Source organism: Geodermatophilus dictyosporus, from assembly GCF_900115505.1.
Taxonomy (GTDB): domain Bacteria; phylum Actinomycetota; class Actinomycetes; order Mycobacteriales; family Geodermatophilaceae; genus Geodermatophilus; species Geodermatophilus dictyosporus.
In genome coordinates, this window is sequence record NZ_FOWQ01000008.1 from 46503 (window position 1) to 72261 (window position 25759).

Below are 25759 nucleotides of genomic sequence, written 5' to 3' on the forward strand. Positions count from 1 at the left end.
CGTACGGTCGGGTGCCGTGACCGACCTCGCCACCCGCGCCCGCACCCTCCTCGACCTGCACACCGCTCCGGAGATCCTCGTCCTCGCCAACGTGTGGGACGTCGTCTCCGCGCAGGTGGTGGCCGCCACCGACGGCGTCCGCGCGCTCGCCACCGCCAGCCACGGCATCGCCGCGACCTTCGGCTACCAGGACGGCGAGAACATCCCGCTCGACCTGCACCTGGACATGGTGGGCCGGATCGCCGCCGCGGTCGACCTGCCGGTCAGCATGGACATGGAGGCCGGCTACGGCGACGCGGGGGAGACCGCCCGCCGCGCGATCGCGAAGGGCGTCGTCGGCGGCAACCTCGAGGACCAGATGAAGCCGCTCGACGACGCCGTCGCGGCCGTGGAGGCGGTGCTGCGCGCCGGCCGGGACGCCGGGATCGACTTCGTGCTCAACGCCCGCACCGACGCCTTCGTGCGCGCCGCCGAGGGCGCCGACCGCGGTGAGCTCGTCGCCGAGGCGATCCGGCGCGGCCGGGCCTTCCTCGAGGCCGGCGCCCCGGTGGTGTTCGTGCCGCGGCTGGTCGACCGCGACGAGATCGCCGCGGTCGTCGAGGGCCTCGGCCGCGGGAAGCTGACGCTGATCAGCGTCCCCGGGGCCTCGCTGCCGGCCCGCGAGATGCAGGAGCTCGGCGTCGCCCGGGTCTCCACCGGCCCCTTCACCCAGCGGGTCGCGCTCACCGCGCTGCAGGACGCCGCGGCCGAGATGGTCGCCGGGGGCGTCCTCCCGCCCGGGACCCGCGCGCTCAACTGAACGGAGGACCGCCGCACCGGGCCGCTCCGCCGGCGGGGACCACCACCCCTCCGGCCGGGACCACCAGTCCGCGGACGTCGAGCCGGGTGACCACCACGGTCGGCCACGGCCGTCCCGCGAGGACCCCCGCGGCCAGCGGCCCGACGTCCTCCCGGCCGTGGCGGTCGTACTGCTCGCGGGAGTCCCACACCTCGACCACCCGCAGCCCGTCGGCGGTCGGCCAGGCCAGGTGGACCAGCCGGCCGTCGACGTCCCCACCGGTGCGCTCCGGGTGCAGCCGGTGCACGGCGTCGTACAGCTCCACCGGGTCGTACGCCTCCGCCGGTGCCGACGCGTCCTCGATCACCGCCTAGACCACCTCATCCTCCTCCCCGACGGGCTGGATGCAGCGGTCAGACGGCGATGCCGGCCCGCGGCAGCACGAGGCCGCGGACCTCGAACTCGGTGGTCGTCGAGGGCGGCCGGGCGCGTCCGCCCAGCACCTCCGCGGACACCGGCCCGACCACCTCGCGGATGCCGCGCTCGTAGGCCTCGCGCGACTCCCACACGTCGATCACCTGGAAGCCGTCCGCGGTCGCCCGGGCCAGGTGCAGCAGCAGGCCGTCGACGGCCGGGTCCGTCCGCCCGAGCATCGCCGCGTGCAGCGCGTCGTAGGTCTCCACCGGTGCGGACACGTCGGTGATCACACCCAGGGTCATGTCGTCCTCCTCGACTCCTCCCGGCGGCCCGTCGCCGTCGGCAGCCGTTGCACCCCCGCGCCGGAGAGCCGGTGCACCGTGGCGGTGCGGCCGGCGACCAGCAGGAGCAGGTCGCCGGTCGTGCCCTCGACCGGTGCGCCCTCGCCCAGCACGAGGTCGCCGTCGGTGGCCCGCAGCTGCAGGCCGGCCAGGCGCGTGCGCGCCCGGAACAGGAAGTGCAGGTCCCAGACCCGCTGCGCCGCCAGGGCCGCGGGGACCGGGGGGACCGGCCGCTGCCGGCCCAGGGGGAGGGCGATGTCCTGGCCGTGCACGAGGACGTCGAGGAGGGGCTCGACCGGGCTGACGAACGGTGCCCGCCGCCGGGAGCCGACCATCGCCCGGATCCGCCGGCCGTACTCGGCGTCGGGCAGCGGGCCGAGGCGCAGCGCGGAGTCGCGGACCATCCGGTCGAAGCTGCCGCCTGCCCGGATCGCCGGGACGATCACCTCCCGGAGTCTCGAGTGCGCCAGCGTCAGGTGCGCCGCGACGTCGCGCACCCGCCAGCGCGTGCAGAGGGACGGCGTCTCCCACTCCGCCGGCGTGAGGTCGTCGAGCAGGTCGGCCAGGCTCGCCCGTTCCGCGTCGATGCTGCGCCACACGTCGTCGAGGTCCACGACGACCTCCTCGCAGTTGGTACGATGATCTGACCAGTTAGTCAGAAGATCTGACCATCGTCAAGGGGGTTGCGTGGCCGGGCCGGACGGGGACCACCAGAACCTGGCCCTGCTCTGCTTCTACCCGCACCGGGCGATGGAGGCCCGGCTGCTCGCCACGGTGGCGGCCGAGGGCTTCGACGACCTCACCCTCGCCCAGGCGCGCCTCGCCGCCCGCATCGGCCCCTCCGGCACCCGGCTGACCGACCTGGCCGAGCAGGCGCTGGTCACCAAGCAGACGGCCGGTCACCTCGTCGACCAGCTCCAGCGCGCCGGCTACGTGCGCCGCGTGCCCGACCCGACCGACGCCCGCGCGCGGCTGGTGCAGATCGCCGAGCGCGGGGAGCAGCTGGTGGCGGTCGCCCGCCGGGTGGAGGCCGAGGTCGAGGCCGAGTGGACGGCGCACCTGGGCGAGGAGGCCACGGCCCAGCTGCGCGCGGCGCTCACCCGGCTCCGCGAGCTGACCGACCCCTACCGCTGAGCGGGCCTCAGCGCTGGGCGGCGCAGGCCGCGCAGGTGCCGAACACCTCGAGCTGGTGCTGGACGTCGGCGAAGCCGTGCTCGGCGGCCACCCGGGCGGCCCAGCGCTCGACCGGCGGGTCGGCCACCTCCACGGTGCGCCCGCACGACCGGCAGACCAGGTGGTGGTGGTGCACCGGCGAGCAGCGCCGGTAGGCGGCCTCGCCGACCTCGCTGCGCAGCACGTCGACCAGGCCGTCGTCGACCAGGGCCTGCAGCGCCCGGTAGACGGTCGCCAGGCCGACGCCGTCGCCGCGCTCGCGCAGCTGCGCGTGCAGATCCTGGGCGGTGCGGAAGCCGTCGAGCTCGTCGAGCAGCGCCAGCACCGCCGTCCGCTGCCGTGTCTGCCGGCGGGCGGGGACCTCGGCCGCGCTCACGGCCGCTCCCTCCCCACCGGCGGGACGACGGCGGCGGGCGGGTGGGCGGATCCGTCGTGCTCGTCGTAGTGGGTGCCGGTGCCGGTCCGGTGCGGCGCGTGCAGGTGCCCGTCGTGGTCGTAGTCGACGTGGTCGCCGTGCGGCACCGGCCGGTGCCCGCACCCCTCGCCGTGCTCGTGCGGGTGGGCGGCGTGCACCTCGACCTGGCGGCCGTGCCGCCGCCGCGCCGTCGCGTCGCGCAGCGCGACCCCGGCGGTGACGACGAGGAACAGCGCGATGGCCAGCAGCACGATCGTGCCGCCCGACGGGGTGCCGGTGTAGTACGAGCCGGCGGTCCCGGCGACGCTGACCACCACGCCGACGCCGCAGGCGAGGTACAGGGTGCTGCGGAAGCTGCGGCCCACGAGCTGGGCGACGGCGCTGGGCAGGATCATCAGCGCGCTGATCAGCAGCAGCCCGACGACCCGCATCGACAGCACGACCGTCGAGGCCACCAGCGCGGCCAGCACGATGTTGAGCGGCAGCACCGGCAGCCCGACGGCGCGCGCGTACTCCTCGTCGTCGCTCACCGCGTACAGCCGCCGGCCGAGCAGCCACACCACGGCGAGCACGACCCCGGAGATGACCGCGAAGACGGCGACGTCGGCGGCCGTGGTCGTGGTGATGGCGCCGAAGAGGTAGGCGTCGAGGTTGGTCGCCTGCCCCCGCGGTGCCAGCGACAGCAGGACGACGCCGCCGGCGATGCCCCCGTAGAAGAGGACGGCGAGGGCGACGTCGCCGCTGGTGCGCCCGCGGGCGCGGACCAGCTCGATGAGCACCGCGCCCAGCACGGCGGCGACCAGCGCCGTGCCGACCGGCGCGCTGGAGGTGAGCACACCGACGCCGACACCGGTCAGCGCGACGTGGCCGAGCCCGTCGCCGAGCAGCGACAGCCGCCGCTGCACGAGGAAGACGCCGACGGCGGGCGCGACCAGGCCGACCATGAGGCTGGCCAGCAGCGCCCGCTGCATGAACCCGTACTCGAGCAGTTCCACCTAGCGGCTCCCGTGGCGCAGGCGCACGGCGTCGGGCGCCGGCCGCGGCTGGTCGAGGCGGTAGCCGCGGACCGGCGGCCGCGCGGCCTCGTCCGGGTGGTGGCAGTCCGGGCCGGCGGTCCCCGCCCCGGCCAGGGGGCCGTCGTAGGTGAGCCGTCCGGAGTCCACGACGACGGCGCGGGTGAGCACGCCGGCCAGCGGGCCGGTCTCGTGGGTCACGACGAGCAGTGTCGTCCCGGCCGCCGAGACCCGCGCCAGCACGTCGGCCAGCGCCGCCTGGCTCGCCGCGTCCACGCCCGCGGTCGGCTCGTCCATGACCAGCAGCTCGGGCTCGGCGGCCAGGGCGCGCGCCACGAGCACCCGCCGCTGCTGGCCCCCCGACAGCGCGGCCACCGGGTCGGCCAGCCGGTCGGCCAGGCCGACGGCCTCGACGGCCTCGGCCACGGCGGCCCGGTCCCGGGCGCCGGGCCGGCCGAACAGGCCCAGCCGCGGCAGCCGGCCGACGCCGACCACCTCGCGCACCGTGGCCGGCATCGCCCCGCTGACGGTGTGCCGCTGCGGCACGTAGCCCACACGGCCCCGCTCGCGCAACCGGCCGACGGGGGCACCGAGCACCTCGACGGTGCCGCCGAGGACGGTGGCCAGGCCGAGCAGGCCTCGCGACAGGGTGGTCTTGCCCGAGCCGTTGGAGCCGAGGACCGCGACCGCCTCGCCGCGCCGCACCGTCAGGTCGGCGTCGCGGACGATCGCCACGTCGCCGTAGCCGATGGTGGCCCCGGCCAGCCGGATCGCGGGGTCGGTCACGCGCAGCCCTGCCCCTCCCGCAGCGTGGCCAGGTCGGCCCGCATGACCTCGAGGTAGTCCGAGCCGGCCGACTCGTCGGTCAGCCCCTCCAGCGGGTCGAGGACGGCGGTCTGCACACCGGCCTCCTCGGCGACGGTCTCGGCGACGGCGGGGTCGACGAGGGTCTCGGTGTAGACGGTCGTCACCCCGCGCTCCTGGACCAGCGTAGAGATCTCGGCGAGCTGCGCCGGGTCGGGCTCGGCCGAGGGGCTCAGGCCGCTGATGCCGACGACGTCGAGGCCGTAGCGGTCGGCGAGGTAGCCGAAGGCCTCGTGGCTGGTGACCATCGTGGTGGACGCGCAGTCCGACAGGCCCTGCGCCATCTCGGCGTCGAGGGCCTCGAGGTCGGTGCGCAGCGCCGCGGCGTTGTCGCGGAAGGTGGCCGCGCCGTCGGGGTCGACCTCCGCGAGGCGGTCGGCCAGGGCGTCGCCGACGTCGGCGAGGCGGGTGGGGTCGAGCCAGAAGTGCGGGTCGGGCACCTCCTCGTCGGCGTGCTCGGCGTGCTCCTCCTCGGTCTCGCCCTCGTGCTCGTGCGCCTCGGTGGTCAGCGAGAGGTCGGCGGCCTGCCCGGCGTCCCAGGCGGCGTCCCCGGCCTCGGCGGCGGCGTCGTCGAGCGCGGGCTGGAAGCCCTCGAGGTAGACGAGCAGGTCGGTCCCGCTGAGCGTGGCGACGTCCTGCGGGGTGAGCTCCAGGTCGTGCGGCTCGGCGCCCGGCGGGGTGAGCGACGTGACGTCGACGCGGTCCCCACCGACCCGCTCGGCGGCCCACTGCAGGGGGTAGAAGGCGGCGACCACGCCGACGCCGTCGGCGGCGCCGGCCTGCGCGTCGTCGGAGCCGCAGCCGGCGAGCAGCAGGGCGGAGGCGGCAGCGGCGGCGGAGGCGACGGCGCGCGTCGGGATCCCGGGCATGAGAACCATTCTCACACGTCCGGCGAAGGGTCCGGGCGACCGGTCCTGCGCGTACCCTCCGGGACGTGCCCGACGTCGCCGAGCTCCCCCTGATCGGGGCCGCCGCCCTGCGTGCCCGCGCCGCTGCCCGCGTGCTGCGCACCCTGCCGACCGACGTCAAGGACGCCGCGCTGGCCGCGATGGCCGACGCGCTGGTCGAGCGCACCGACGAGGTGCTCGCCGCCAACGCGCTCGACGTCGAGGCCGCGGTGGCCGAGGGGACGCCGGCCTCGACGGTCGACCGGCTGCGCCTGGACCCCGCCCGGGTGGCCGGGGTCGCCGCCGCGCTGCGCGAGCTGGTGGCCCTGCCCGACCCCGTCGGCGACGTCGTCCGCGGCTCGCGGCTGCCCAACGGGCTGCAGCTGCGGCAGGTGCGGGTGCCCTTCGGCGTGGTCGGCATCGTCTACGAGGCCCGGCCCAACGTGACCGTCGACGCCGCGGGCCTGTGCCTCAAGAGCGGCAACGCGGCCCTGCTGCGCGGCTCGGCCTCGGCCTACCGCACCAACGCCGCGCTGGTCGCCGTCCTCGCCGAGGCGGGGGAGAAGGCCGGGCTGCCGGACGGCTCGGTCGAGCTCCTGCCGGCCGACCGCGCCTCGGTCGGGGAGCTGCTGTCCGCCCGCGGCCACGTCGACCTGGTCATCCCGCGCGGGGGCGCCTCGCTCATCCAGCGCGTCGTCCGCGAGGCGCAGGTGCCGGTGATCGAGACCGGCGTCGGCAACTGCCACGTCTACGTCGACGTCTCCGCCGACGCCGCGATGGCCGAGGCGGTCGTGCTGGACTCCAAGACCTCGCGCGTGAGCGTCTGCAACTCCGCCGAGACGCTGCTGGTGCACCGCGACGTCGCGTTCCTGCCCCGCCTGCTGTCCGCCCTGGTGGACGCCGGGGTCACCCTGCACGGCGACGACGCGGCACGCGCCGCCCACGACGCGGTCGTCCCCGCCACCGACGAGGACTGGGCCGCCGAGTACCTGTCGATGGACATGGCCGTGCGGGTGGTCGACGACCTGCCCGCCGCCCTCGACCACGTCGCCCGGTGGAGCAGCGGGCACACCGAGGCGATCGTCGCCGACTCCGCGGCCGCCATCGCCGCGTTCACCGCCGGGGTCGACTCCGCCGCGGTGATGGTCAACGCCTCCACCCGGTTCACCGACGGGGGCGAGTTCGGCTTCGGCGCCGAGATCGGCATCTCCACCCAGAAGCTGCACGCCCGCGGGCCGCTGGGCCTGCCGGAGCTGACCAGCACCACCTACGTCGTCACGGGCAGCGGCCACACCCGCTGAGGCCCACCCGTCCCCTGAGGAGCCGCATGCCCCGCCCGCCGTCGCAGATGCCCCAGTTCTCCTCGGTCGCCGACGTGGGCAAGCGGCTGGCGACCGCCGGGTACCTGCCCGACGCCCAGATCGCCACGACGGTCTTCCTCGCCGACCGGCTGGGCAAGCCGCTGCTCGTCGAGGGCCCGGCCGGGACCGGCAAGACGGAGCTGGCCAAGGCGCTGGCGGCGGCCACCGGCTCGGAGCTGATCCGGCTGCAGTGCTACGAGGGGCTCGATGAGGCGCGCGCCCTCTACGAGTGGAACTACAAGAAGCAGCTGCTGCGCATCCAGGCCGCCCAGGGGTCCGACGGCGCCGACTGGCACGCCGTGCACGACGACGTCTTCGGCGAGGAGTTCCTGCTCTCCCGGCCGCTGCTGACCGCCATCCGGCGCACCGAGCCCACGGTGCTGCTCATCGACGAGACCGACAAGGCCGACGTCGAGGTGGAGGGCCTGCTGCTGGAGGTGCTCAGCGACTTCCAGGTGACCATCCCCGAGCTCGGCACCGTGACCGCGACCCGCCGGCCGACCGTGGTGCTCACCTCCAACGCCACCCGCGAGCTGTCCGAGGCGCTCAAGCGGCGCTGCCTGTACCTGTCGCTGGACTACCCGTCGGCCGAGCGGGAGCGCGAGATCGTGCTCTCCCGGGTGCCCGACCTCGCGCCGGGGCTGGCCGAGCAGCTGGTGCGCACGATCCGGGCGCTGCGGGCACTGGAGCTGAAGAAGTCGCCGTCGATCTCGGAGACCCTGGACTGGGCGCAGACGCTGCTCGAGCTGGGCCTGGACACCCTCGACGAGGCGGCGGTGCGCTCGACGCTGGGCGTGGTGCTCAAGCACGCCAGCGACCAGGACCGCGCCGCCGCCGAGCTGCGGCTCAACTGATGACCGCGGCGACGTCGTCCGGCGCGGCCGCCACCGGTGGTCTCGCCGGTCACCTCGACGGGTTCGTGCGCGCGGTGCGCGAGGCCGGCATCCCGGTGGGCATCAGCCAGGCCGTCGACGCCGCGGAGATCCTCACCGTCGTCGACCTGCTCGAGCGCGAGCAGCTGCGGCACGGGCTGGCGGCGGTGCTGCTGCAGCGGGCGGCCCAGCGGCCGGCCTACGACGTGCTGTTCGACCTGTGGTGGCCGCTGGCCGACCGCCCCGCCGTCGACCCGCCGGACGGCGACGGCGGGCCCGGGGACGACGACCCCGCCTCGACGCTGGACCTGCCGGACGGGCACGGCGACGAGGGCGACCTCGCCCGGCGGATGCGCGAGGAGCTCGCCCGGCTGCTGCTGGACGGTGACGACGAGGCGCTGCGCCGCTTCGCCCGGCAGGCGGTCGACCTGCTGGGGCGGGCGCCGGCCTCGCCGTCGGGCCAGTCCTACTTCGGCTACCGGGTGATGCGGGCCCTGTCGCCGGACACGCTGGTCGCCCAGCTGCTGGCCGGCCTGCTCGCAGACGGCGGCCGCGGCGGGCTGGCCGAGCAGGTGGCCCGGCAGACGGTGCGCGAGCGGCTGGCCGCCTTCCGTGCCGCGGTGGACGCCGAGGTGCGCCGGCGGGCGGCGGCCGAGCGCGGCCGCGAGCGGGTGGCCAGGAGCGCGGTGCGCCCGCTGGCCGACCAGGTCGACTTCCTGCGCGCGCAGCAGGCCGACCTCGCCGAGCTCCGGCGGACGGTGGCGCCGCTGGCCCGGCGGCTGGCCGTGCGGCTGTCGGCGCGGCGGCGGATGGGCCGCGTCGGGCGGCTGGACTTCCGGCGGACGGTGCGGGCGTCGCTGGGCACCGGCGGGGTGCCGGTGGTGACCCACCACCGGCCGCGGAAGGTGCACAAGCCCGAGCTCGTGGTGCTCTGCGACGTCAGCGGGTCGGTGGCCGGGTTCAGCCACTTCACGCTGATGCTCACCCAGGCGCTGCGCGAGCACTTCTCCGGTGTCCGGGCGTTCGCCTTCGTCGACGCGACCGACGAGGTCACCCGCTTCTTCCGGCCCGGCGCCGACGTGTCCGACGCGGTCGCCCGCATCGGCCGCGAGGCCGACGTCGTGGCCTTCGACGGGCACAGCGACTACGGCAACGCCCTGGAGGTCTTCGCCGACCGCTGGCCGTCGGCGGTGGGCCCCAAGACGTCGCTGCTGGTGCTCGGCGACGGGCGGACCAACTACCGGCAGCCCGGGCTGCCGGTGCTCGCCGACCTGGTGAAGCGGGCCCGCTCCGCCCACTGGCTCAACCCCGAGCCGCGGCGGCTCTGGGGGAGCGGGGACTCGGCGGCCGACCGCTACGGTGACGTCATCGACATGGTCGAGTGCCGCAACGCCACGCAGCTGGCGGACTTCGTCACCACCCTCTGACGCGCACGCCGACCCGCCGCCTCGGCGGGGCACGCGGGCGTGCTTCCCGGTCCGTCGGGCGTGACCGCAACGGTGCCGCGCCGTTGTCAGCGTGGTGCCCGTCGCGGGGTCCGGCCGCGGGTCGGACCCGGCGTCCGAGAGGAGCCGGGCACCCGTGACCGACGGCACGGGGGTGCCGGTCACGGCCGGGGCGGTCCCGGCGGCCCGGGTGCGGCGCGGTCCGCACCCGGGCGCCGGGCCGGCCGTCCCCCTCTTCCCGCCCCGGGTCCTCGCGGGCCGCGTCCGGGCTACCCGGCTAGGCTCGATCGGTGGCCGGCAGCCGGATCGGGGTGATGGGTGGGACGTTCGACCCCGTCCACCACGGGCACCTGGTGGCCGCCAGCGAGGTCGCCGGCCTGTTCGGCCTCGACGAGGTGGTGTTCGTCCCCACCGGCCAGCCCTGGCAGAAGAGCGAGCGCGTGGTCAGCGCCGCCGAGGACCGCTACCTCATGACGGTCATCGCCACCGCCTCCAACCCGCGATTCTCCGTCAGCCGGGTCGACGTCGACCGCCAGGGCCCGACCTACACCATCGACACGCTGACCGACCTGCACGAGCAGCGCCCCGACGCCGAGCTGTTCTTCATCACCGGCGCCGACGCGCTGGCGCAGATCCTCAGCTGGCGCGACAGCGAGCGCTTCCTGCGCCTGGCGCACTTCGTCGGCGTCACCCGGCCCGGGTACACGCTGGCCGACGGGCACCTGCCCGAGGGCTCGGTCAGCCTGGTCGAGATCCCGGCCCTGGCCATCAGCTCCAGCGACTGCCGTGACCGCGTCGCCCGGGGGATGCCGGTCTGGTACCTCGTGCCCGACGGCGTCGTGCAGTACATCGAGAAGCGCGGGCTCTACCGCTCCGCGTCCGGCGCCCGCCCCACCGGCGGATCCCGCGGGGGCCGGCCGGCCCACGACCGCGCACCCGGACCGTCCCCCTCCGACCCCACCGACCCACCAGCTCCCCACCTCCAGGAGGTGCCCCGATGACCGCCTCGGCCGAGGCGCGGTCGACCGCGCTGCTCGCGGCCCAGGCCGCCGCCGACAAGCTCGCGACCGACGTCTCGATCGTCGACGTCAGCGACCGGCTGGCGATCACCGACGCGTTCGTGCTGGCCGCCGCGCCCAACGAGCGGCAGGTCCAGGCGATCGTCGACGAGGTCGAGGAGCGGCTGCGCCGGCACGGGGTGAAGCCGGTGCGCCGCGAGGGTGTGGCCGAGGCCCGCTGGGTGCTCCTGGACTTCGTGGACGTCGTCGTGCACGTCCAGCACGCCGAGGAGCGGGCCTACTACGCGCTCGAGCGGCTCTGGAAGGACTGCCCGACCATCCCGTTCGTCGACCGCGCCATGCCGCCCGCCGCCGACGGGGCCGGTGGCCCCTCCGGCACGCTGTCGGCCGACGACGTCGACCCCGGCAGCTCCGACCCGGCGCCGCTGACGCCCGATACGGGCGAGGTCGTCACCGACGAGGAGCTCGTCGAGGACGACGTCGTGGAGAGCGACCCGCTGCAGGACCCGCACCAGGACGCGCACCAGGACCCGCACCAGGACCCGCACCAGGACCCGCACCAGGACCCGGAGGCGACCGGCCGGTGACGGCCGCCGTCCCCGGCCTGCCGGTGCCCCGCCTCGTCGTCTGGCGCCACGGCCGGACGGCGTGGAACGCCACCGGCCGCTTCCAGGGACAGCTCGACCCGCCGCTGGACGCCGAGGGGCGTGGGCAGGCGGCCCGCACCGCGCCGCACCTGGTGGCCGGGGGACTGGTACCCGAGCACACCGTCGTGGTCTCCAGCGACCTGGTCCGGGCCGCCGAGACCGCCACCGCGCTCACCGGCCTGCTCGACACGCCCCTGCGCCTCGACGAGCGGTTGCGCGAGCACGGCCTCGGCTGCTGGGAGGGCCTGACCCGCGAGGAGGTCGCCGCCCGGTACCCCGAGCAGTACGCCGACTGGCTCGCCGGGCGCCCGGTGCAGGGCCGCGGCGGGGAGGACGCGCCGGCCGTCGCCGCCCGCGCCCTGGGTGCGCTGGCCGAGCTGCCCGAGGCCGAGGTGGCCGTCGTGGTGACCCACGGGGGCACCGCGGGGCGGCTGATGGAGGCGCTGCTCGAGCTCGGCCCGGAGCACCGCCGGGTCTTCGGCCCGCTGGCCAACTGCGGGTGGAGCGAGCTCGCCCGCCAAGGCTCCCGGTGGCGGCTGATGCGCCACAACTGCACGGTGGCCGACGTGCCCGCCCCGGCCCCTGCTCCGGCTCCCGAGGCGGCGGCGTCACGGTCCGGCACGGCCCCGGTCGAGGCCGGGGCCACCCCGGAGGAGGGGGCGCGAGCGACGGCGCAGGACGCCGACGCGGTGCTCTGAGCAGCCGCCCGTCGCCTGCCCCGGGCGCCCCGGACCGGGCGGGCTAGCCTCCCCTGGTGGTCGTCGCCGTGGTCACCGACTCCACGGCCTACCTGCCGACCGACGTCGTCACCCGCTACGGCATCGAGGTCGTGCCCTGCTACGTCGTCCTCGCCGGGCGGTCGGGCCGGGAAGGCGAGGACGTCACCCCCGATGACGTCGCCCGCGCGCTGAGCAGCCGGGGCCAGAAGGTCTCCACGTCGCGCCCGACCCCCGGTGACTTCGTCGCCGCCTACCGCCGGCTCCTCGACGGGGGCGCCGACCGGGTCGTCTCGATCCACCTCTCCGCCGACCTCTCCGGCACCTGGGACGCCGCCCGTCTCGCCGCCGCGCAGGTCGGCGAGCACCTCGTCACCGTCGTCGACTCCCGGTCGACGGCCATGGGCACCGGCTTCGCCGTCCTCGCCGCGGCCCGCGCCGCCGCCCGCGGGGCCGCTGCCGAGGAGGTGGCCGCGGACGCCAACGGCACGGCCGCACGCACCCGCACGCTGTTCGTCGTCGACACCCTCGAGCACCTGCGCCGGGGCGGCCGGATCGGTGCGGCCGCCTCCCTGCTGGGCACCGCCCTCGCGGTCAAGCCGGTCCTGCACGTCGCCGACGGCCGCGTGGTCCCGCTCGAACGCGTCCGGACGTCGGGTCGCGCCCTGGCCCGGCTGGTGCAGCGGGCGACCGAGGCCGCCGGCGGACCCGGCGCGGCCATCGCCGTCCACCACCTGGCGGCGCCGCAGCGCGCCGAGCGCCTCGCCACCGAGCTGCAGCAGGCCATCCCCGGCATCCGGGAGTTCCACGTCAGCGAGCTCGGAGCCGTGGTCGGCGCGCACGTCGGCCCGGGGGCGGTGGGCGTGGTCGTCGCGCCGGCCGACGAGCCGCAGCACGAGGACGAGGACGGCGGCGGGACACCGGAGGGCTGAGCGGCGGGCGGGGTGCACGGGCGCAGCGTGCACCCGGGCGGGCACCACCCGGCGCCGGTCGTCCACAGGGTGCTGCGCCGTCCACAGCCGCCCGCTGCGCGGACCGCCGCGCAGCCGGCCTGCCTAGCGTCCGCCGCGTGCGCCTGACCTCCCGCCGCCCCGACGACGCCGACGTCATCCGCGCCCGCCTGCGGGCGCTGCTCGACGAGGGCCGGCGGGCCTCCGGCTGGCTGCCCGACGACGACCCCCTCCGGGACGCCCCCGTCACCGGCGTGAACGTGCTCCGGCGCCGGGCTGCGGGCGACCCCGAGGAGCACCTCGACGCGGACGACGACGCGGACGACGACCCGTACGACGACTCCTTCGACGGCGACCCGCGCGACGGGTTGCCGTCCGGCCTGGGACGCCACCGTGCACCGGCGCGGACGGTGCGCGTGGACCCCGGCCGCCGGGGGAGCTGGGCGCTGTGGGTGTGCGGGCTGGTCGCCGCACTGGCCGTCGCCGGCTGGACGTGGCTGGACCGGCCGAGCGTGCAGCCGGCCCCGGCCGCCGGACCCTCCGCGGCGGTGACCGCCGGGTCGTCCGCGTCCCCGTCGGTCGGCGGGGCCTCCGACGCACAGTCCTCCGACGCCCAGGCCACCGTCGTCGTCTCGGTGGTCGGGCTGGTGGTCGCCCCGGGTCTGGTCACCCTGCCCGAGGGCGCACGGGTGGCCGACGCCGTCGCCGCGGCCGGCGGCCTGCTGCCAGGGGCCGACGCGGCGTCGGTCAACCTCGCCGCGGTCGTCACCGACGGCCAGCAGGTCGCCGTCGGGGTCCCCGGAGCGGCCGGGGCGGCGCCGGGCGCGACCGGCGGGGGAGGGACGTCGGCCGGGCCGCTGGACCTCAACGCCGCGACGGCCACCGACCTCGACGCGCTGCCGGGCATCGGCCCGGTGCTGGCCCAGCGCATCGTCGACCACCGTGGTGAGCACGGCCGGTTCACCAGCGTCGAGCAGCTCGACGACGTCCCGGGCATCGGGCCGGCCGTCTACTCCGGGCTGGCCGACCTGGTGCGCGTGTGAGCCGCCCACCCGACGGCCGCTGGACCTGGCTGGACCTGCGGCTCGCCCCCGTCGCGGCCGCCGTCTGGGGCGTCACCCTCCTGGCCGGGGTGCTGCCGCCCACCGTCCTGGCCGCACTGGCGGTCACGGCCGTCCTCCTCGCCGGGTTCGTCCTGCGCCGCCGACGGGCCGGTGCCGGGGTGCTGCTCGCGGTGCTGGCCGCGGTGGCGACGACGGCGACCACCGCGGCCGTGCGCGGCGCCGAGCGGGCCGCCTCGCCGCTGGCCGCGGTCGCGGGTCGCACCGTCGAGGTGGTGCTGGAGGTCGACGGCGACCCCCGGAGGGTGCGGGGCCCCGGCGCGCCCCGCGCGGTCGTCGACGCGACCGTCGGGGAACTCGACGACGGCAGCCGGCGGGTGGAGCTGACCGCGGAGGTCGTGCTGTTCGCCCCGGCGGAGGAGTGGGCCGGGGTGCTGCCCGGGCAGGCGGTCCGCACGCGGGTCGCGGTCGCGTCCGCCGCCGCGTCCGAGGGTGTGGTCGCCCGGCTCTCGGCCCGTGGTCCGCCCGAGGTGCTCGGCCGGCCGCCGTGGGTGCAGCGCGCGGCGGGCGGCCTGCGCGCCGGGCTGGCCGAGACGTCCGGACGGGTCGTCGGCGGTCCGGCCGGCGGGCTGCTGCCCGGGCTCGTCGTCGGCGACACGACCGGCATGGACGCGGTCCTCGACGAGGACTTCCGCCGGGCCGGCCTGTCGCACCTGACGGCCGTGTCGGGTGCCAACGTCGCGATCGTCGTCACGGGGGTGCTCGCGCCGCTGCGGCGCCGGGCGGTCGACCGCCGGGTGCAGGCGGTCGTGGCGGCGGTCGCGCTGGCCGGCTTCGTGGTGCTCGCCCGGCCCGAGCCCAGCGTCGTCCGGGCCGCCGCGATGGGCGCGGTCACCCTGCTGGCCCTGGCCACCGGCCGCGCCCGGGCGGCGGTGCCGGCCCTGTGCGCGTCGGCCACGGTCCTGCTGTGGCTCGACCCCGGCCTGGCCCGGGACGCGGGCTTCGCCCTGTCGGTGGCGGCGACGGCGGCCATCGTGCTGCTGGCCCCCGGCTGGTCGGCGCGCCTGCGCGAGCGCGGCTGGCCGCGGGCCGTGGCCGACGCGGTCGCCGTCGCCGCGGCCGCCGGGCTGGCGACCGCCCCGCTCGTGGCCGGGCTGTCCGGCCTGGTCAGCCCGGTCTCGCTGCCGGCCAACCTGCTCGCCGCGCCCGCGGTGACACCGGCGACCGTCCTCGGCCTGCTGGGGACGGTCGCCGGGCCGCTCGTGCCCCCGGTCGGGGACGCGCTGGTCTGGCTCGCCGGCTGGCCGGTGCGCTGGCTGGTGCTGGTCGCCCGGATGGCGTCGGGCCTGCCCGACGGCGCGACCGGCTGGCCGGCCGGCACCCGCGGCGCCGTCCTGCTCACCGTCGTGCTGCTCCTCGCCGCCCTGCTCCTGTGGCGCCGCCCGCGGCTGCGCCCGCTCGCCCTGGCCGCCCTGCTCGGTCTGCTCGTCGTGGGCTGGCCGCTGCGCCAGGTGGCCGACGGGTGGCCGCCGGCGGAGGCGGTCCTGGTCGCCTGCGACGTCGGGCAGGGCGACGCCCTGGTCGTGCCGACGGGACCGGGGGAGGCCGTCCTCGTCGACGCGGGCCCCGACGTCGGTCCCGTGGACCGCTGCCTCGACCGGCTGGGCGTGGACCGCTTGCCCCTCGTGCTGCTCTCGCACCTCGACGCCGACCACGTCGGCGGGCTGGCCGGCGCGCTCGGCGGGCGGGACGTCGACGTGGTCGCCACCGGCACCCTCGCGCCGGCCGACGAGCGGGCGCCCGCCATCGACGCGGCCGCCGGCCGGGCCGGTGCGCGGCGGGAGGTGCTGCGGCCGGGGGACCGGCGGGTGGTCGGCTCGGCGGCACTGGAGGTGCTCGCTCCGCCGCCGCAGATCGCCTCGGCGGCCGCCGCGGCCAACGACCTGTCGGTGGTCGTGCGGGTCACCCAGCGCGGGGTCCGCGTGCTGCTCACCGGCGACCTGAGCGCGGTGGCGGAGTCCCGCATCCTCGACCGGGGCGTCGACCTCCGCGCCGACGTCCTGAAGGTCCCGCACCACGGCAGCGCCGACGCCGACCCGGCGTTCCTCGCCGCCTCCGGGGCCCGGGTCGCGCTGGTCTCGGTCGGGGCGGACAACACCTACGGGCACCCCGCGCCCCGGCTGCTGTCCTGGCTGCAGCAGGCCGGGATGCGGGTGCACCGCACCGACCGGGAGGGCGACCTCGCGGTCGTGGGATCGGCCGACGACTGGGGCGTCACCGCCCGCGGCGCGGCCGGCGACACCGCCGCGGGACCGGTCCCTGACCGCGGGGAGGGGCCCGCCCACGGCACTCCGGTGGCCGTGCCCCGCGCGATGGCTGCACGTCGGCGGTCCCGTCACCGGGGCGTGGCACCATCGCCGCGTGGCAGCAGCACCCCCGGCACCGACCTCCCGGCTGCGGGCCGTCGTCGGCGAGGAGGAGCTGCTGCGCGCCCGCGCCGTCGCCGCCGTGCGCGCCGCCGTCCTCGAGCGCCACCCGGACGCGGAGGTGCACGAGCTGGCCGCGCTCGGCCTCCCGGTGGGGCAGTTGGCCGACGTCCTGGCGCCCTCGCTGTTCGGCGGACACCGGCTCGTCGTCGTCGGCGGCGTGCACGAGGCCGCCGGCGCCCTGGTCGACGCGCTGACCAGCTACTGCACCGATCCCGACCCGGACCTGACGCTGGTCGTGGTGCACCACGGCGGCAAGCGCAACGAGGGCCTGGTCAAGACCCTCACCGCCGCCGGCGGCGCCGTCGACGACTGCCCGAAGATCTCCTCCGCGGGCGACCGGGCGGCGTTCGTCCGCAACGAGGTGCGGGCGGCCGGCGGCCGGATCACGGCCGACGCGGTCACCGCCCTGGTCGACGCGGTGGGCGCCGACCTGCGGGCGCTGTCCTCGGCGGCCACCCAGCTCGTCGCCGACTTCGGCGGCACCGTCGACGCCGACGCGGTCGCGCACTTCCACCGCGGGCAGGCCGAGGTCACCGGCTTCACCGTCGCCGAACGGGTGCTCGTCGGCGACCGGCAGGGTTCGCTGGAGATGCTGCGCTGGGCGCTCGACCGCGGCGTGGCCCACGTGCTCATCGCCGACGCCATCGCCGACGGGGTCCGCACCGCCGCGCGGGTCACCTCGCTGAACACCAGCAACACCGGCGAGCTGGCGCGGGCGCTGAAGCTGCCACCGTGGAAGGTGAAGAAGGCTCAGAGCCAGGCCCGCGGGTGGACCATCGACGGGCTCCAGCAGGCGATCGGCGTCGCCGCCGAGCTCAACGCCGACGTCAAGGGCGTGGCGGCCAGCGCCGACTACGCGCTGGAGCGGGCGGTCCGCCGCATCGTCGCCATCCGGGCGGTCACCGGCCGCGCCGCGCGCAGTCGCGCCGGCTACTAGCCCCGGGACCGGGCCACCGGCCCACGACACGCGGCGAGCCCCGTCCCTCGCGGGGACGGGGCTCGCGCGGCAGCGCTGGAGCGCAGGTCAGAGGCTGGCGAAGTGCTTGGCCATGCCCGACTTGCGGTTCGCCGCCTGGTTCTTGTGGATGATGCCCTTGCTGGCGGCCTTGTCGAGCGCCTTGCTGGCGTGGGCCAGGGCGGTGCCGGCGGCCTCGGTGTCCCCGGACGCGGCGGCCGTGCGGAAGCGGCGGACGGCCGTCTTCAGGGCGGACTTGACGGCGACGTTGCGCTGGCGCGCCTTCTCGTTCGTCTTGTTCCGCTTGATCTGGGACTTGATGTTCGCCACGCGTGAGCCTCGGTGTCTCGCAGAGTTGGGAGTCTGACAGTGCGTCCGGACGGCGTGCGTCAGCGGACCGGCCTGCCAGGTTACCAGTGCCCCGGGCGGTGTCCCACCCCGGTCGCGGCGGCCCTCCCGGCACGGTGCTCGGCAGCAGCCGCCCGCCGTGGGACGATGGCGGCACTGTGACGACTCCCGCTGCCACCGATCCCACCCGGATCCGGAACTTCTGCATCATCGCCCACATCGACCACGGCAAGTCGACGCTGGCCGACCGGATGCTCGAGGTGACCGGGATCATCGAGGCGCGGCAGATGCGCGCGCAGTACCTCGACCGGATGGACATCGAGCGCGAGCGCGGCATCACCATCAAGGCGCAGAACGTGCGCCTGCCGTGGACGGTCGGCGGCGACGAGTACGTGCTCGACATGATCGACACCCCGGGCCATGTCGACTTCACCTACGAGGTGTCCCGCTCCCTGGCCGCCTGCGAGGGCGCCGTCCTGCTGGTCGACGCCGCGCAGGGCATCGAGGCGCAGACCCTGGCCAACCTCTACCTGGCCCTGGAGAACGACCTCACGATCATCCCGGTCCTCAACAAGATCGACCTGCCGGCCGCGCAGCCGGAGAAGTACGCCGCCGAGATCGCACACATCATCGGCTGCGACCCCTCCGACGTGCTGCGGGTCAGCGGCAAGACCGGCGAGGGCGTGCCCGAGCTGCTCGACCAGATCGTCGCGCAGATCCCCGCCCCGGTCGGGGACGCCGACGCCCCGGCCCGCGCGATGATCTTCGACAGCGTCTACGACATCTACCGGGGGGTCATCACCTACGTCCGCGTCGTCGACGGGCGGATCGCCAGCCGCGAGCGGATCAAGATGATGTCCACCGGCGCCACCCACGAGCTGCTCGAGATCGGCGTCATCTCGCCCGAGCCCAAGCCGGTCGAGGGCCTCGGCGTCGGCGAGGTCGGCTACTTCATCACCGGTGTGAAGGACGTCCGCCAGTCCCGCGTCGGCGACACCGTCACGCTGCAGCACAAGCCGGCCGCCGAGGCGATCGGCGGGTACAGCGACCCCAGGCCGATGGTCTACTCCGGCCTGTACCCGATCGACGGCAGCGAGTACCCGCTGCTGCGCGAGGCACTGGACAAGCTGCTGCTCAACGACGCCGCGCTCACCTACGAGCCGGAGACCTCCGCGGCGCTCGGCTTCGGCTTCCGCGTCGGCTTCCTCGGCCTGCTGCACCTGGAGATCGTCCGCGAGCGGCTCGAGCGCGAGGCGGGCATCAGCCTCATCTCCACCGCGCCCAACGTCGTCTACCGGGTGGTCATGGAGGACGGCACCGAGCACACCGTCACCAACCCCAGCGACTGGCCCGAGGGCAAGATCGACACCGTCTTCGAGCCGGTCGTCAGCGCGACGATCATCGCGCCCAGCGACTACACCGGCGCGATCATGGAGCTCTGCCAGAGCCGGCGCGGCCAACTCGGCGGCATGGACTACCTGAGCGAGTCCCGCGTCGAGCTGCGCTACACGCTGCCGCTCGGCGAGATCATCTTCGACTTCTTCGATGCGCTGAAGTCGCGCACCCGCGGCTACGCGAGCCTCGACTACGCCGAGGCCGGCGAGCAGGAGTCGAAGCTGGTCAAGGTCGACATCCTGCTGCAGGGCGAGCCGGTCGACGCGTTCAGCGCGATCGTCCACAAGGACAAGGCCTACAGCTACGGCGTGATGATGGCCGGCAAGCTGCGCGAGCTCATCCCGCGCCAGCAGTTCGAGGTGCCCATCCAGGCCGCCGTCGGCTCCCGGGTCATCGCCCGCGAGACGGTGCGCGCGATCCGCAAGGACGTCCTCGCCAAGTGCTACGGCGGTGACATCACCCGCAAGCGGAAGCTGCTGGAGAAGCAGAAGGAGGGCAAGAAGCGGATGAAGATGGTCGGCCGGGTCGAGGTCCCGCAGGAGGCCTTCGTCGCCGCGCTGTCCACCAGCGAGCCCTCCTCCGCCAAGAAGTGACCGCCGGCCGCATCGAGGCCGTCTGCGTCTCCAGCACCGACCTGCTGCCGCTGCCCGACCGCCGGCCGGGCCGCAGCGGCATCGACAAGCGACCGGTGGCCGGCCGGGTCGCCGTCCGGGAGCTCGGGCTCGACGGCGACGTCCAGGTCAACCGGCGCTACCACGGGGGCGAGGGACAGGCGGTCTACGCCTACGCCGAGGAGGATGCCGCCTGGTGGGCGGCCGAGCTCGACCGCGAGCTGCCGCCCGGCCGCTTCGGCGAGAACCTGCGGACGACGGGCCTGGACCTGACCGGCGCCGTCCTCGGCGAGCGGTGGCGGGTCGGCACCGCCCTGCTGCAGGTCACCGACTGCCGCATCCCGTGCGCCAACTTCGAGCGCTTCTGGGGCGTGCCGCGGCTGGTCAAGCGGTTCACCGCGCACGGCGCCAGCGGCGCGTACCTCCGTGTCCTCGAGACCGGGGACGTCGGCGCCGGCGACCCGGTCACCGTCGTCGACCGGCCCGCCCACGGCGTCACCGTGGGGACGGCGTTCCGCGCGTACACCACGCAGAAGCACCGCCTGCCCGAGCTGGCCCCCGCGCTGCCCTTCCTGCCGCAGCGCACCCGGGCGAGGATCGCCGCCCGCATCGAGCGGCGGCTGGCCGCCACGGGCTGAGGCCCGCAGCGCGCTACCGTCGCGCCGGGCCGGGTGCACCGGCGCGACGGGGAGGTCGCTCGATGCTGCTGCGCCGTGCCGCCGGGCTGGTCGCCGGCGTCGTCCTCGCCGTGCCGCTGCTGGCCGGCTGCGGCGGCGGGGAGCCGGAGGAGACCGCCGACCAGTTGCTCGCCCGCGCCAAGACCACCCTCGACGAGGCCGGCAGCCTGCACTTCGTGCTCACCAGCGAGGGCGCGCCGACCACGGGCACCGCGCTGGTCGGCGGCGAGGGCGACGTCGCCCGTCCCGCGTCGTTCCAGGGGACGCTGCAGGTGCTGGCCGCGGGCTCGCCGCTCGACCTCGCCGTCGTCTCGGTGGAGGGCACGGTCTACGCGCAGCTGCCCTTCACCACCGGCTACAGCGTCGTCGACCCCGCCCAGTTCGGCTTCGGCGACCCCGGCGCCCTGCTCGACCCCGACACCGGCATCTCGCAGCTGCTCGCGCAGGCGGACTCCGCCGAACTGGGGGAGGAGCGCCGGGTGGACGGCGAGGTGGTGCGCGAGGTGACCGCGGAGCTGCCCGGCGACCTGGTCGAGCAGGTGCTCACCAGCGAGGACCCGAGCCAGCCGGTGGACGCCCGCTTCTCCGTGGCCACCGGGAGCGGCGAGCTGCGCCGCGCCGAGCTGACCGGTCCCTTCTACACCGCCGACCAGGACGCCACCTTCACCCTCGAGCTCAGCGACTTCGGCGCCGATGTCGAGATCACCGCACCGCCTGCCGACTGACCCCGAGGCGGACGGGTGGCCGGCCCCGGGCCTGCCACTGGTCGTCCTGGCCACGCTGGCGGTGCTGGTCACCGCGGCCGACACCTACGTCGTCGTCCTGGCGCTGCCCGACGTGCTGGCCGGGGTCGGCGTCGGCATCGACGAGCTGCAGCGCGCGACGCCGATCATCGGCGGCTTCCTGCTCGGCTACACCGCCACGCTGCCGCTGCTGGGGCGCCTCGCTGATCTCCGCGGCCGGGTGCCGGTGCTGGCCGGCTGCCTGCTGCTGTTCGCGCTCGGCTCGCTGCTGACGGCGACGGCGACCGGCCTGGGTCCGGCGGTGGCCGGCCGCGGGCTGCAGGGCGTGGGTGCCGGCGGGCTGGTGCCGGCCACGCTCGCGCTGGTCGCCGACCGCTGGCCGCCCGAGCGCCGCGCGGTGCCGCTGGGCGTGGTCGCCGCGGTGCAGGAGGCCGGTGCGGTGCTCGGCCCGCTGGCCGGGGCTGCGGTGCTCGCCGTCGCCGACTGGCGGGCGGTGTTCTGGCTCAACCTGCTGCTCGGCCTGGGGCTGGCCGCCGGCGTGGTGCTGACCGGACGGGGGCGCCGGCCCGACCCGGCCGGGCTGGTGCTGCTGCTGCTCGCGGGCGCCGCCCTCGGGCTGCTGCTGGCCGAGCCTCCCGCGCTCGCCGAGAACGTCACGCTCGGTCTCGCCTGGGTGCCGCTGCTCGACGGCGTGGCCGCCTCGACGCCGCTGCTGGTGGCCGCCGTCGCCGCCGGCGCCGCGCTGGTCGCCCGCAGCCTCGCCGCCCCGGACGGCGCGGTGCTGCCGCTGCGCGGGCTGCCGCGGCTGGTGCGCGAGGTCGACGTCGTGGGGTCGCTGCTCGCCGTCGTCGCGCTCGGGGCGCTGGTGTGGGCGTTCGCCGCCGCCGACCCCGCCACCGAGGTGGTCGCGCACGGCCCGGTGCTGCTGCCGGTCGCGGCGGCAGCCGCCGTCGCGTTCTGGCTGCACGAGCGGCGCACGCCCGACCCGGTGCTGCCGCTGCGCGAGCTGCGCCCGGTGGGGGCGTGGGGTGCCCTGCTGGTCAACCTGCTGGTCGGCGTGGCCCTGGTGGCCGCGCTGGTCGACGTCCCGCTGTTCGCGCGGGCGACGACGACGCCCGGCGACCAGCTCGGCGCCGCGCTGGTGCTGCTGCGGCTGCTCGTCGCGGTGCCGGTGGGCGCGGTGGCCGGCGGGTGGCTGTGCCGGGTGGTCGCGCCGCGGGTGGTGACCGCCGGCGGGATGGCGCTGGCCGCGCTGGCGCTGTGGGCGATGACCGGCTGGGGCGAGACGTCGCTGGACGGCCGGTGGTCCACGGTCGTGCTGCTCGCCGCGGGCCTGGGTTTCGGCCTGGCGATCGCGCCGGTCAACGCGGTGCTCCTGGCGGTCACCAGCCCCGCGGTGCACGGCAGCGCCGGCGCGCTGGCCGTCGTCGCCCGGACCGTCGGGATGCTGGTCGGGCTCTCGCTGCTCACCGCCGTCGCGCTGCGCCGCTTCACCGCCGAGGTCGAGGCGATCGGCTCGCCGCTGACGATCTGCCCGACGTCGCCCGCCGACTGTCCGGCGTACGACGCGGCCACCGACGCCGCCGTCCTCACCCAGCTGCACACCGTGTTCGCCGGTGCCGCGGTCGCCGCCGCGCTGGCGGCGGCCGCGGCGCTGCTCCTGCTGCGGGAGCGCCCGCTCAGACGGTGAAGACGATCTTGCCGGCGGTGCGGCCCTCGAGCATGCGGGCGAAGCCGTCGCGCGCCTGCTCCAGCGGCAGCTCGACGTCGATCACCGGGCGGGCGCCGGTGGCCGCGCACATCCGCATCAGGGCCTCGAGCTCGTCGCGGGTGCCCATCGTGGAGCCGATGACCGACAGCTGGGTGAAGAAGACCCGGTTGAGCTCGGCGCTGGGGTCGAAGCCCGTGGTGGCGCCGGAGGTGACGATGACGCCGCCGGGCTTGAGCGACTTGACGCTGTGGCTCCAGGTCGCCTTGCCGACGGTCTCCATCACGCCGTCGACCCGCTCGGGCAGCCGCGCGCCGGACTCGAACGCCTGCTCGGCGCCCAGGTCGAGCGCCGCCTGCCGCTTCTCCTCGCTGCGGCCGGTGACCCAGACGCGGAAGCCGGCGGCCTTGCCCAGCACCACGAGCGCGGTGGCGACGCCGCCGCTGGCGCCCTGCACGAGCACGGTGTGCCCGGGGCGCAGCCCGGACTTGACGAAGAGCATCCGGTAGGCGGTCAGCCACGCGGTGGGCAGGCAGGCGGCCTGGGCGAAGGACAGCTCGGCCGGCTTGGGCAGCACGTTGCGCCGGGGGACGGCGACCCGCTCGGCCATCGTGCCCTGGTACAGCTCGGAGAACAGCGTGCGCTTGGGGTCGAGGGTCTCGTCGCCGGTCCAGCCGGGCGTGGAGACGACGCCGTGCACGACGACCTCGTTGCCGTCCTCGTCGAGGCCGGCGGCGTCGGTGCCCAGGATCATCGGCATCCGCTCCTGCGGCAGCCCGACGCCGCGCAGGCTGAACAGGTCGTGGTGGTTGAGCGAGACGGCCCTGACCTGCACCGTCGTCCAGCCGTCGGGCACCTCGGGATCGGGGCGGTCGCCGACCTCCAGGACGGAGAGCGGGTCGTCGGGCGAGGGCGTGGAGACGAACACGGCGCGCATGTGCCGGACGTTAGGACACGGCGGTCCGGCGGGCGACAGCGCGCCCGCCGGACCACCGCGGATCAGGCCATCGGCGGCGGACAGGCCGTGTGCGTGTACCGCAGCAGAGCGTCGGTGGTCTGGCCGGTCGCCGTCACGGTGACCTCCGGGTCACTCCCGATCGAGGCGCTAACCGATCCGGTGACGGCAACGGCGCGGGTGAGCACCCGACCCACACAGTGGTCCAGGACCTCGGGGGTGCGGGCGGTCTCGCCGACCCCGACCCAGACCAAGTGGACGTCCACCGTTCCGCTGACGGGTGCCAGTCCCTCACCGCCGTCGGGCTCACAGGTCACGGCGACGTCGGTGCCGGCGAGGGAGGCGGACTCCAGCTGGACCAGGGTGGCGCGCAGCGGGTCCTCCGGCCGGCAGGTGTACCCGGGCAGGTACACCGCGAGGTCGGTCTCCAACGCTCCGGAACGGGTGCCGGTGACCGTGGCCGACACCGCGATGGGTCCGCCCGCGCCCAGGAAGGCGGTCGCGAACCACGCGCTCCTCGCGCCGACGCCCTCCGGGGGTGCCGCGGCCGCGGTCCCCGCCGTGCCACCCAGGGCCGCCGTGGCCAGCAGCACGGTCAGTGCCCGGCCGGCCGTCCTCGTCCTCATGCCGTCCTCCTCGCGAGCCGGTCCCCGGGACCTCCGGGGTCCGGTGAGCGGGAGGGTGACAGCGGTCGGCCTCGGGGCCGAAGCGCTCTTCGCGCGCAGGTGGACGGGTGGGCGGCGTGCCGCCGGCGACACGCCGTCAGCGGACGACGACGACGTGTTCCTGCCGCGGCACGAACTCCCCGACGACCGGCGCGCCGGGCACCTCGCCGCCGAGCAGCAGCCCGCCGGAGGTCTGCGCGTCGGCCAGCAGCAGCGCCTCGTCCGCGGAGACGGCGGACAGGTCGACGTGCGGCCGCACCCAGTCGAGGTTGCGCCGCGTCCCGCCGGAGACGAAGCCCGCGGCCAGCGCCTCGCGCGCCCCGGCCAGGTAGGGGACGGCGGCGGCGTCGACCACCGCGGTCACCCCGCTGGCCCGCGCCATCTTGTACAGGTGGCCGAGCAGGCCGAAGCCCGTGACGTCGGTGCCGGCGCGGATGCCCGCGGCGACGGCGGCCCGGCCGGCGTCGCGGTTGAGCGCCGTCATCGAGACCACCGCCTCCTCGCTCACCTCGCCGGTGGCCTTCATCCGGCTGTTGAGCACCCCGACGCCCAGCGGCTTGGTCAGCGACAGCGGCGTCCCGGCCGTGGCGGCGGCGTTCGTGATCACGCGGTCGACGTCGACCACGCCGGTGACCGCCATGCCGTACTTGGGCTCGGGGTCGTCGATCGAGTGGCCGCCGCCGACATGGCACCCGGCCTCCTGGGCCACCTCGAGCCCGCCGCGCAGGACCTCGGCGGCGAGCTCGGCGGGCAGCACGTCGCGCGGCCAGCCGAGCAGGTTCACCGCCACGACCGGGGTGCCGCCCATGGCGTAGACGTCGGACAGGGCGTTGGCGGCGGCGATGCGGCCGAAGGTGTGCGCGTCGTCGACGACCGGGGTGAAGAAGTCGGTGGTGAGCACCAGCCCCTGCCCGCCGGCGATCCGGACGACGGCGGCGTCGTCGCCGTCGTCGAGGCCGACGACCAGCTCGGCGGCCGGGTCGCGCGGGCCGGTGGCGGTGAGCCCGGCGACGACGGCCTCCAGCTCGCCGGGCGGGATCTTGCAGGCGCAGCCGCCGCCGTGCGCGTACTGCGTGAGCCGGATCCGTGCGGGCGCGCTGGTCACCGCCCCACCGTAGGCTGGCCGGCGGAGGCGTCAGGGCGCCTGGTGGCCCCCGCGGCCTCTAAAGCCGACGTGGCCGAGCAGCTCGGTCAGGCGGGTTCGATTCCCGTCCGCCTCCGCCAGCCGCCCCGCGGGCCGGCGCGCATACGCTC

Annotated in this window: 25 protein-coding genes, 1 tRNA gene and 2 pseudogenes; 17 read left to right on the forward strand and 11 right to left on the reverse strand. The window is 76.3% G+C overall.

What is annotated here, in order from left to right; translation table 11 throughout:
- Window positions 1–16 precede the first annotated feature (16 nt).
- A complete protein-coding gene (locus BMZ33_RS17605) occupies window positions 17–799 on the forward strand; it encodes an isocitrate lyase/PEP mutase family protein (protein WP_091113830.1) in 783 nt (260 codons plus the stop codon).
- Here the strand turns inward: BMZ33_RS17605 and BMZ33_RS17610 are convergent.
- Genes BMZ33_RS17610 through BMZ33_RS17620 form a run of 3 tightly spaced genes read right to left on the reverse strand, consistent with a single transcriptional unit; the run spans window position 792 to window position 2150 of the window.
- Complete coding sequence (locus BMZ33_RS17610; RefSeq protein ID WP_091113833.1) at window positions 792–1145, reverse strand: hypothetical protein; 354 nt, start codon at window positions 1143–1145, stop codon at window positions 792–794. The two genes, BMZ33_RS17605 and BMZ33_RS17610, sit on opposite strands and share 8 nt — an antisense overlap.
- Before the next feature lie 46 nt (window positions 1146–1191).
- Window positions 1192–1497, reverse strand: coding sequence for a hypothetical protein (locus tag BMZ33_RS17615; protein WP_091113836.1), 306 nt, complete (start codon window positions 1495–1497; stop codon window positions 1192–1194).
- The gene (locus BMZ33_RS17620) at window positions 1494–2150 is read right to left on the reverse strand and encodes a maleylpyruvate isomerase family mycothiol-dependent enzyme (RefSeq protein WP_169064500.1); all 657 of its coding nucleotides are present in this window, start codon (window positions 2148–2150) and stop codon (window positions 1494–1496) included. Before BMZ33_RS17620 ends, BMZ33_RS17615 begins: the two co-directional genes overlap by 4 nt.
- A gap of 73 nt (window positions 2151–2223) precedes the next feature.
- Between BMZ33_RS17620 and BMZ33_RS17625 the strand changes: the two genes are divergently transcribed.
- Window positions 2224–2670: a MarR family winged helix-turn-helix transcriptional regulator gene (locus BMZ33_RS17625; protein ID WP_169064501.1), complete on the forward strand. Its 447-nt coding sequence runs from the start codon at window positions 2224–2226 to the stop codon at window positions 2668–2670.
- A gap of 7 nt (window positions 2671–2677) precedes the next feature.
- On the opposite strand, the gene BMZ33_RS17630 is transcribed toward BMZ33_RS17625, so the two are convergent.
- Genes BMZ33_RS17630 through BMZ33_RS17645 form a run of 4 tightly spaced genes read right to left on the reverse strand, consistent with a single transcriptional unit; the run spans window position 2678 to window position 5870 of the window.
- Window positions 2678–3085 (reverse strand): Fur family transcriptional regulator, encoded by a 408-nt coding sequence (locus tag BMZ33_RS17630; RefSeq protein WP_091113843.1) that lies wholly within the window; start codon window positions 3083–3085, stop codon window positions 2678–2680.
- Complete coding sequence (locus BMZ33_RS17635; RefSeq protein ID WP_091113848.1) at window positions 3082–4119, reverse strand: metal ABC transporter permease; 1038 nt, start codon at window positions 4117–4119, stop codon at window positions 3082–3084. The genes BMZ33_RS17630 and BMZ33_RS17635 overlap by 4 nt, the downstream gene beginning before the upstream one ends.
- Window positions 4120–4923 carry a metal ABC transporter ATP-binding protein gene (locus BMZ33_RS17640; RefSeq protein WP_169064502.1) on the reverse strand — a complete coding sequence of 268 codons (804 nt, stop codon included), beginning with the start codon at window positions 4921–4923 and terminating at the stop codon, window positions 4120–4122.
- Window positions 4920–5870: a metal ABC transporter substrate-binding protein gene (locus BMZ33_RS17645; RefSeq protein WP_091113852.1), complete on the reverse strand. Its 951-nt coding sequence runs from the start codon at window positions 5868–5870 to the stop codon at window positions 4920–4922. Before BMZ33_RS17645 ends, BMZ33_RS17640 begins: the two co-directional genes overlap by 4 nt.
- Before the next feature lie 65 nt (window positions 5871–5935).
- On the opposite strand from BMZ33_RS17645, the gene BMZ33_RS17650 reads away from it, so the two are divergent.
- The 10 genes and pseudogenes from BMZ33_RS17650 (at window position 5936) to holA (ending at window position 17385) form a co-directional block, all read left to right on the forward strand.
- Entirely contained in the window at window positions 5936–7189 is a 1254-nt protein-coding gene (locus BMZ33_RS17650) for a glutamate-5-semialdehyde dehydrogenase (RefSeq protein ID WP_091113856.1), read from the forward strand.
- 26 nt (window positions 7190–7215) lie between these two features.
- Entirely contained in the window at window positions 7216–8103 is an 888-nt protein-coding gene (locus BMZ33_RS17655; protein WP_091113860.1) for an AAA family ATPase, read from the forward strand.
- Window positions 8103–9548, forward strand: a complete 1446-nt coding sequence (locus tag BMZ33_RS17660) for a vWA domain-containing protein (protein ID WP_091113864.1) — start codon at window positions 8103–8105, stop codon at window positions 9546–9548. Before BMZ33_RS17655 ends, BMZ33_RS17660 begins: the two co-directional genes overlap by 1 nt.
- Window positions 9549–9856: 308 nt before the next feature.
- On the forward strand, window positions 9857–10567 hold the full coding sequence (gene nadD / locus BMZ33_RS17665) for a nicotinate-nucleotide adenylyltransferase (protein ID WP_169064503.1): 711 nt from the start codon (window positions 9857–9859) through the stop codon (window positions 10565–10567).
- Complete coding sequence (rsfS, locus tag BMZ33_RS24230; RefSeq protein WP_169064504.1) at window positions 10564–11172, forward strand: ribosome silencing factor; 609 nt, start codon at window positions 10564–10566, stop codon at window positions 11170–11172. The genes nadD and rsfS overlap by 4 nt, the downstream gene beginning before the upstream one ends.
- Window positions 11169–11930 (forward strand): histidine phosphatase family protein, encoded by a 762-nt coding sequence (locus BMZ33_RS17675; RefSeq protein WP_091113868.1) that lies wholly within the window; start codon window positions 11169–11171, stop codon window positions 11928–11930. Before rsfS ends, BMZ33_RS17675 begins: the two co-directional genes overlap by 4 nt.
- A 56-nt stretch (window positions 11931–11986) precedes the next feature.
- Window positions 11987–12880 (forward strand): DegV family protein, encoded by an 894-nt coding sequence (locus BMZ33_RS17680; RefSeq protein WP_091113871.1) that lies wholly within the window; start codon window positions 11987–11989, stop codon window positions 12878–12880.
- Between the two features lie 137 nt (window positions 12881–13017).
- Window positions 13018–13941: a ComEA family DNA-binding protein gene (locus BMZ33_RS17685; protein ID WP_091113875.1), complete on the forward strand. Its 924-nt coding sequence runs from the start codon at window positions 13018–13020 to the stop codon at window positions 13939–13941.
- A 569-nt stretch (window positions 13942–14510) separates the two neighbouring features.
- Window positions 14511–16037: pseudogene (locus BMZ33_RS24240) on the forward strand (ComEC/Rec2 family competence protein); the annotation flags it as partial.
- A 343-nt stretch (window positions 16038–16380) separates the two neighbouring features.
- A complete protein-coding gene (holA, locus tag BMZ33_RS24245; protein WP_169064505.1) occupies window positions 16381–17385 on the forward strand; it encodes a DNA polymerase III subunit delta in 1005 nt (334 codons plus the stop codon).
- An 87-nt stretch (window positions 17386–17472) separates the two neighbouring features.
- On the opposite strand, the gene rpsT is transcribed toward holA, so the two are convergent.
- Complete coding sequence (gene rpsT, locus BMZ33_RS17695; RefSeq protein ID WP_091113878.1) at window positions 17473–17733, reverse strand: 30S ribosomal protein S20; 261 nt, start codon at window positions 17731–17733, stop codon at window positions 17473–17475.
- Window positions 17734–17909: 176 nt separating this feature from the next.
- Here rpsT and lepA point away from each other — a divergent pair, with 176 nt between their 5' ends.
- From lepA to BMZ33_RS17715, 4 genes are all read left to right on the forward strand, one after another.
- Window positions 17910–19739, forward strand: coding sequence for a translation elongation factor 4 (gene lepA / locus BMZ33_RS17700; RefSeq protein WP_091113882.1), 1830 nt, complete (start codon window positions 17910–17912; stop codon window positions 19737–19739).
- Window positions 19736–20395, forward strand: a complete 660-nt coding sequence (locus BMZ33_RS17705; protein ID WP_091113886.1) for an MOSC domain-containing protein — start codon at window positions 19736–19738, stop codon at window positions 20393–20395. Before lepA ends, BMZ33_RS17705 begins: the two co-directional genes overlap by 4 nt.
- 62 nt (window positions 20396–20457) lie before the next feature.
- Window positions 20458–21159: an LppX_LprAFG lipoprotein gene (locus BMZ33_RS17710; protein WP_091113890.1), complete on the forward strand. Its 702-nt coding sequence runs from the start codon at window positions 20458–20460 to the stop codon at window positions 21157–21159.
- Window positions 21128–22867, forward strand: a complete 1740-nt coding sequence (locus BMZ33_RS17715) for an MFS transporter (RefSeq protein WP_091113893.1) — start codon at window positions 21128–21130, stop codon at window positions 22865–22867. The genes BMZ33_RS17710 and BMZ33_RS17715 overlap by 32 nt, the downstream gene beginning before the upstream one ends.
- On the opposite strand, the gene BMZ33_RS17720 is transcribed toward BMZ33_RS17715, so the two are convergent.
- The 3 genes and pseudogenes from BMZ33_RS17720 to selD form a co-directional block, all read right to left on the reverse strand.
- A complete protein-coding gene (locus tag BMZ33_RS17720) occupies window positions 22857–23822 on the reverse strand; it encodes a zinc-binding dehydrogenase (protein ID WP_091113897.1) in 966 nt (321 codons plus the stop codon). The genes BMZ33_RS17715 and BMZ33_RS17720 overlap by 11 nt on opposite strands.
- Before the next feature lie 62 nt (window positions 23823–23884).
- A complete protein-coding gene (locus BMZ33_RS17725) occupies window positions 23885–24466 on the reverse strand; it encodes a hypothetical protein (RefSeq protein ID WP_091113901.1) in 582 nt (193 codons plus the stop codon).
- A gap of 164 nt (window positions 24467–24630) precedes the next feature.
- Window positions 24631–25589 (reverse strand): annotated as a pseudogene (gene selD / locus BMZ33_RS17730) (selenide, water dikinase SelD); the annotation flags it as partial.
- A 44-nt stretch (window positions 25590–25633) separates the two neighbouring features.
- Between selD and BMZ33_RS23485 the strand changes: the two are divergent.
- Window positions 25634–25729: transfer RNA gene (locus tag BMZ33_RS23485), tRNA-OTHER, on the forward strand.
- Window positions 25730–25759 lie beyond the last annotated feature (30 nt).

Coding starts and splice junctions, on each gene's coding strand:
- BMZ33_RS17615 (WP_091113836.1), bottom strand. CDS start 1,497: ATGACCCTGGGTGTGATCACCGACGTGTCCGCACCGGTGGAGACCTAC.
- BMZ33_RS17645 (WP_091113852.1), bottom strand. CDS start 5,870: ATGCCCGGGATCCCGACGCGCGCCGTCGCCTCCGCCGCCGCTGCCGCC.
- BMZ33_RS17655 (WP_091113860.1), top strand. CDS start 7,216: ATGCCCCGCCCGCCGTCGCAGATGCCCCAGTTCTCCTCGGTCGCCGAC.
- BMZ33_RS17660 (WP_091113864.1), top strand. CDS start 8,103: ATGACCGCGGCGACGTCGTCCGGCGCGGCCGCCACCGGTGGTCTCGCC.
- rsfS (WP_169064504.1), top strand. CDS start 10,564: ATGACCGCCTCGGCCGAGGCGCGGTCGACCGCGCTGCTCGCGGCCCAG.
- BMZ33_RS17710 (WP_091113890.1), top strand. CDS start 20,458: ATGCTGCTGCGCCGTGCCGCCGGGCTGGTCGCCGGCGTCGTCCTCGCC.
- BMZ33_RS17715 (WP_091113893.1), top strand. CDS start 21,128: ATGTCGAGATCACCGCACCGCCTGCCGACTGACCCCGAGGCGGACGGG.
- BMZ33_RS17720 (WP_091113897.1), bottom strand. CDS start 23,822: ATGCGCGCCGTGTTCGTCTCCACGCCCTCGCCCGACGACCCGCTCTCC.
- BMZ33_RS17725 (WP_091113901.1), bottom strand. CDS start 24,466: ATGAGGACGAGGACGGCCGGCCGGGCACTGACCGTGCTGCTGGCCACG.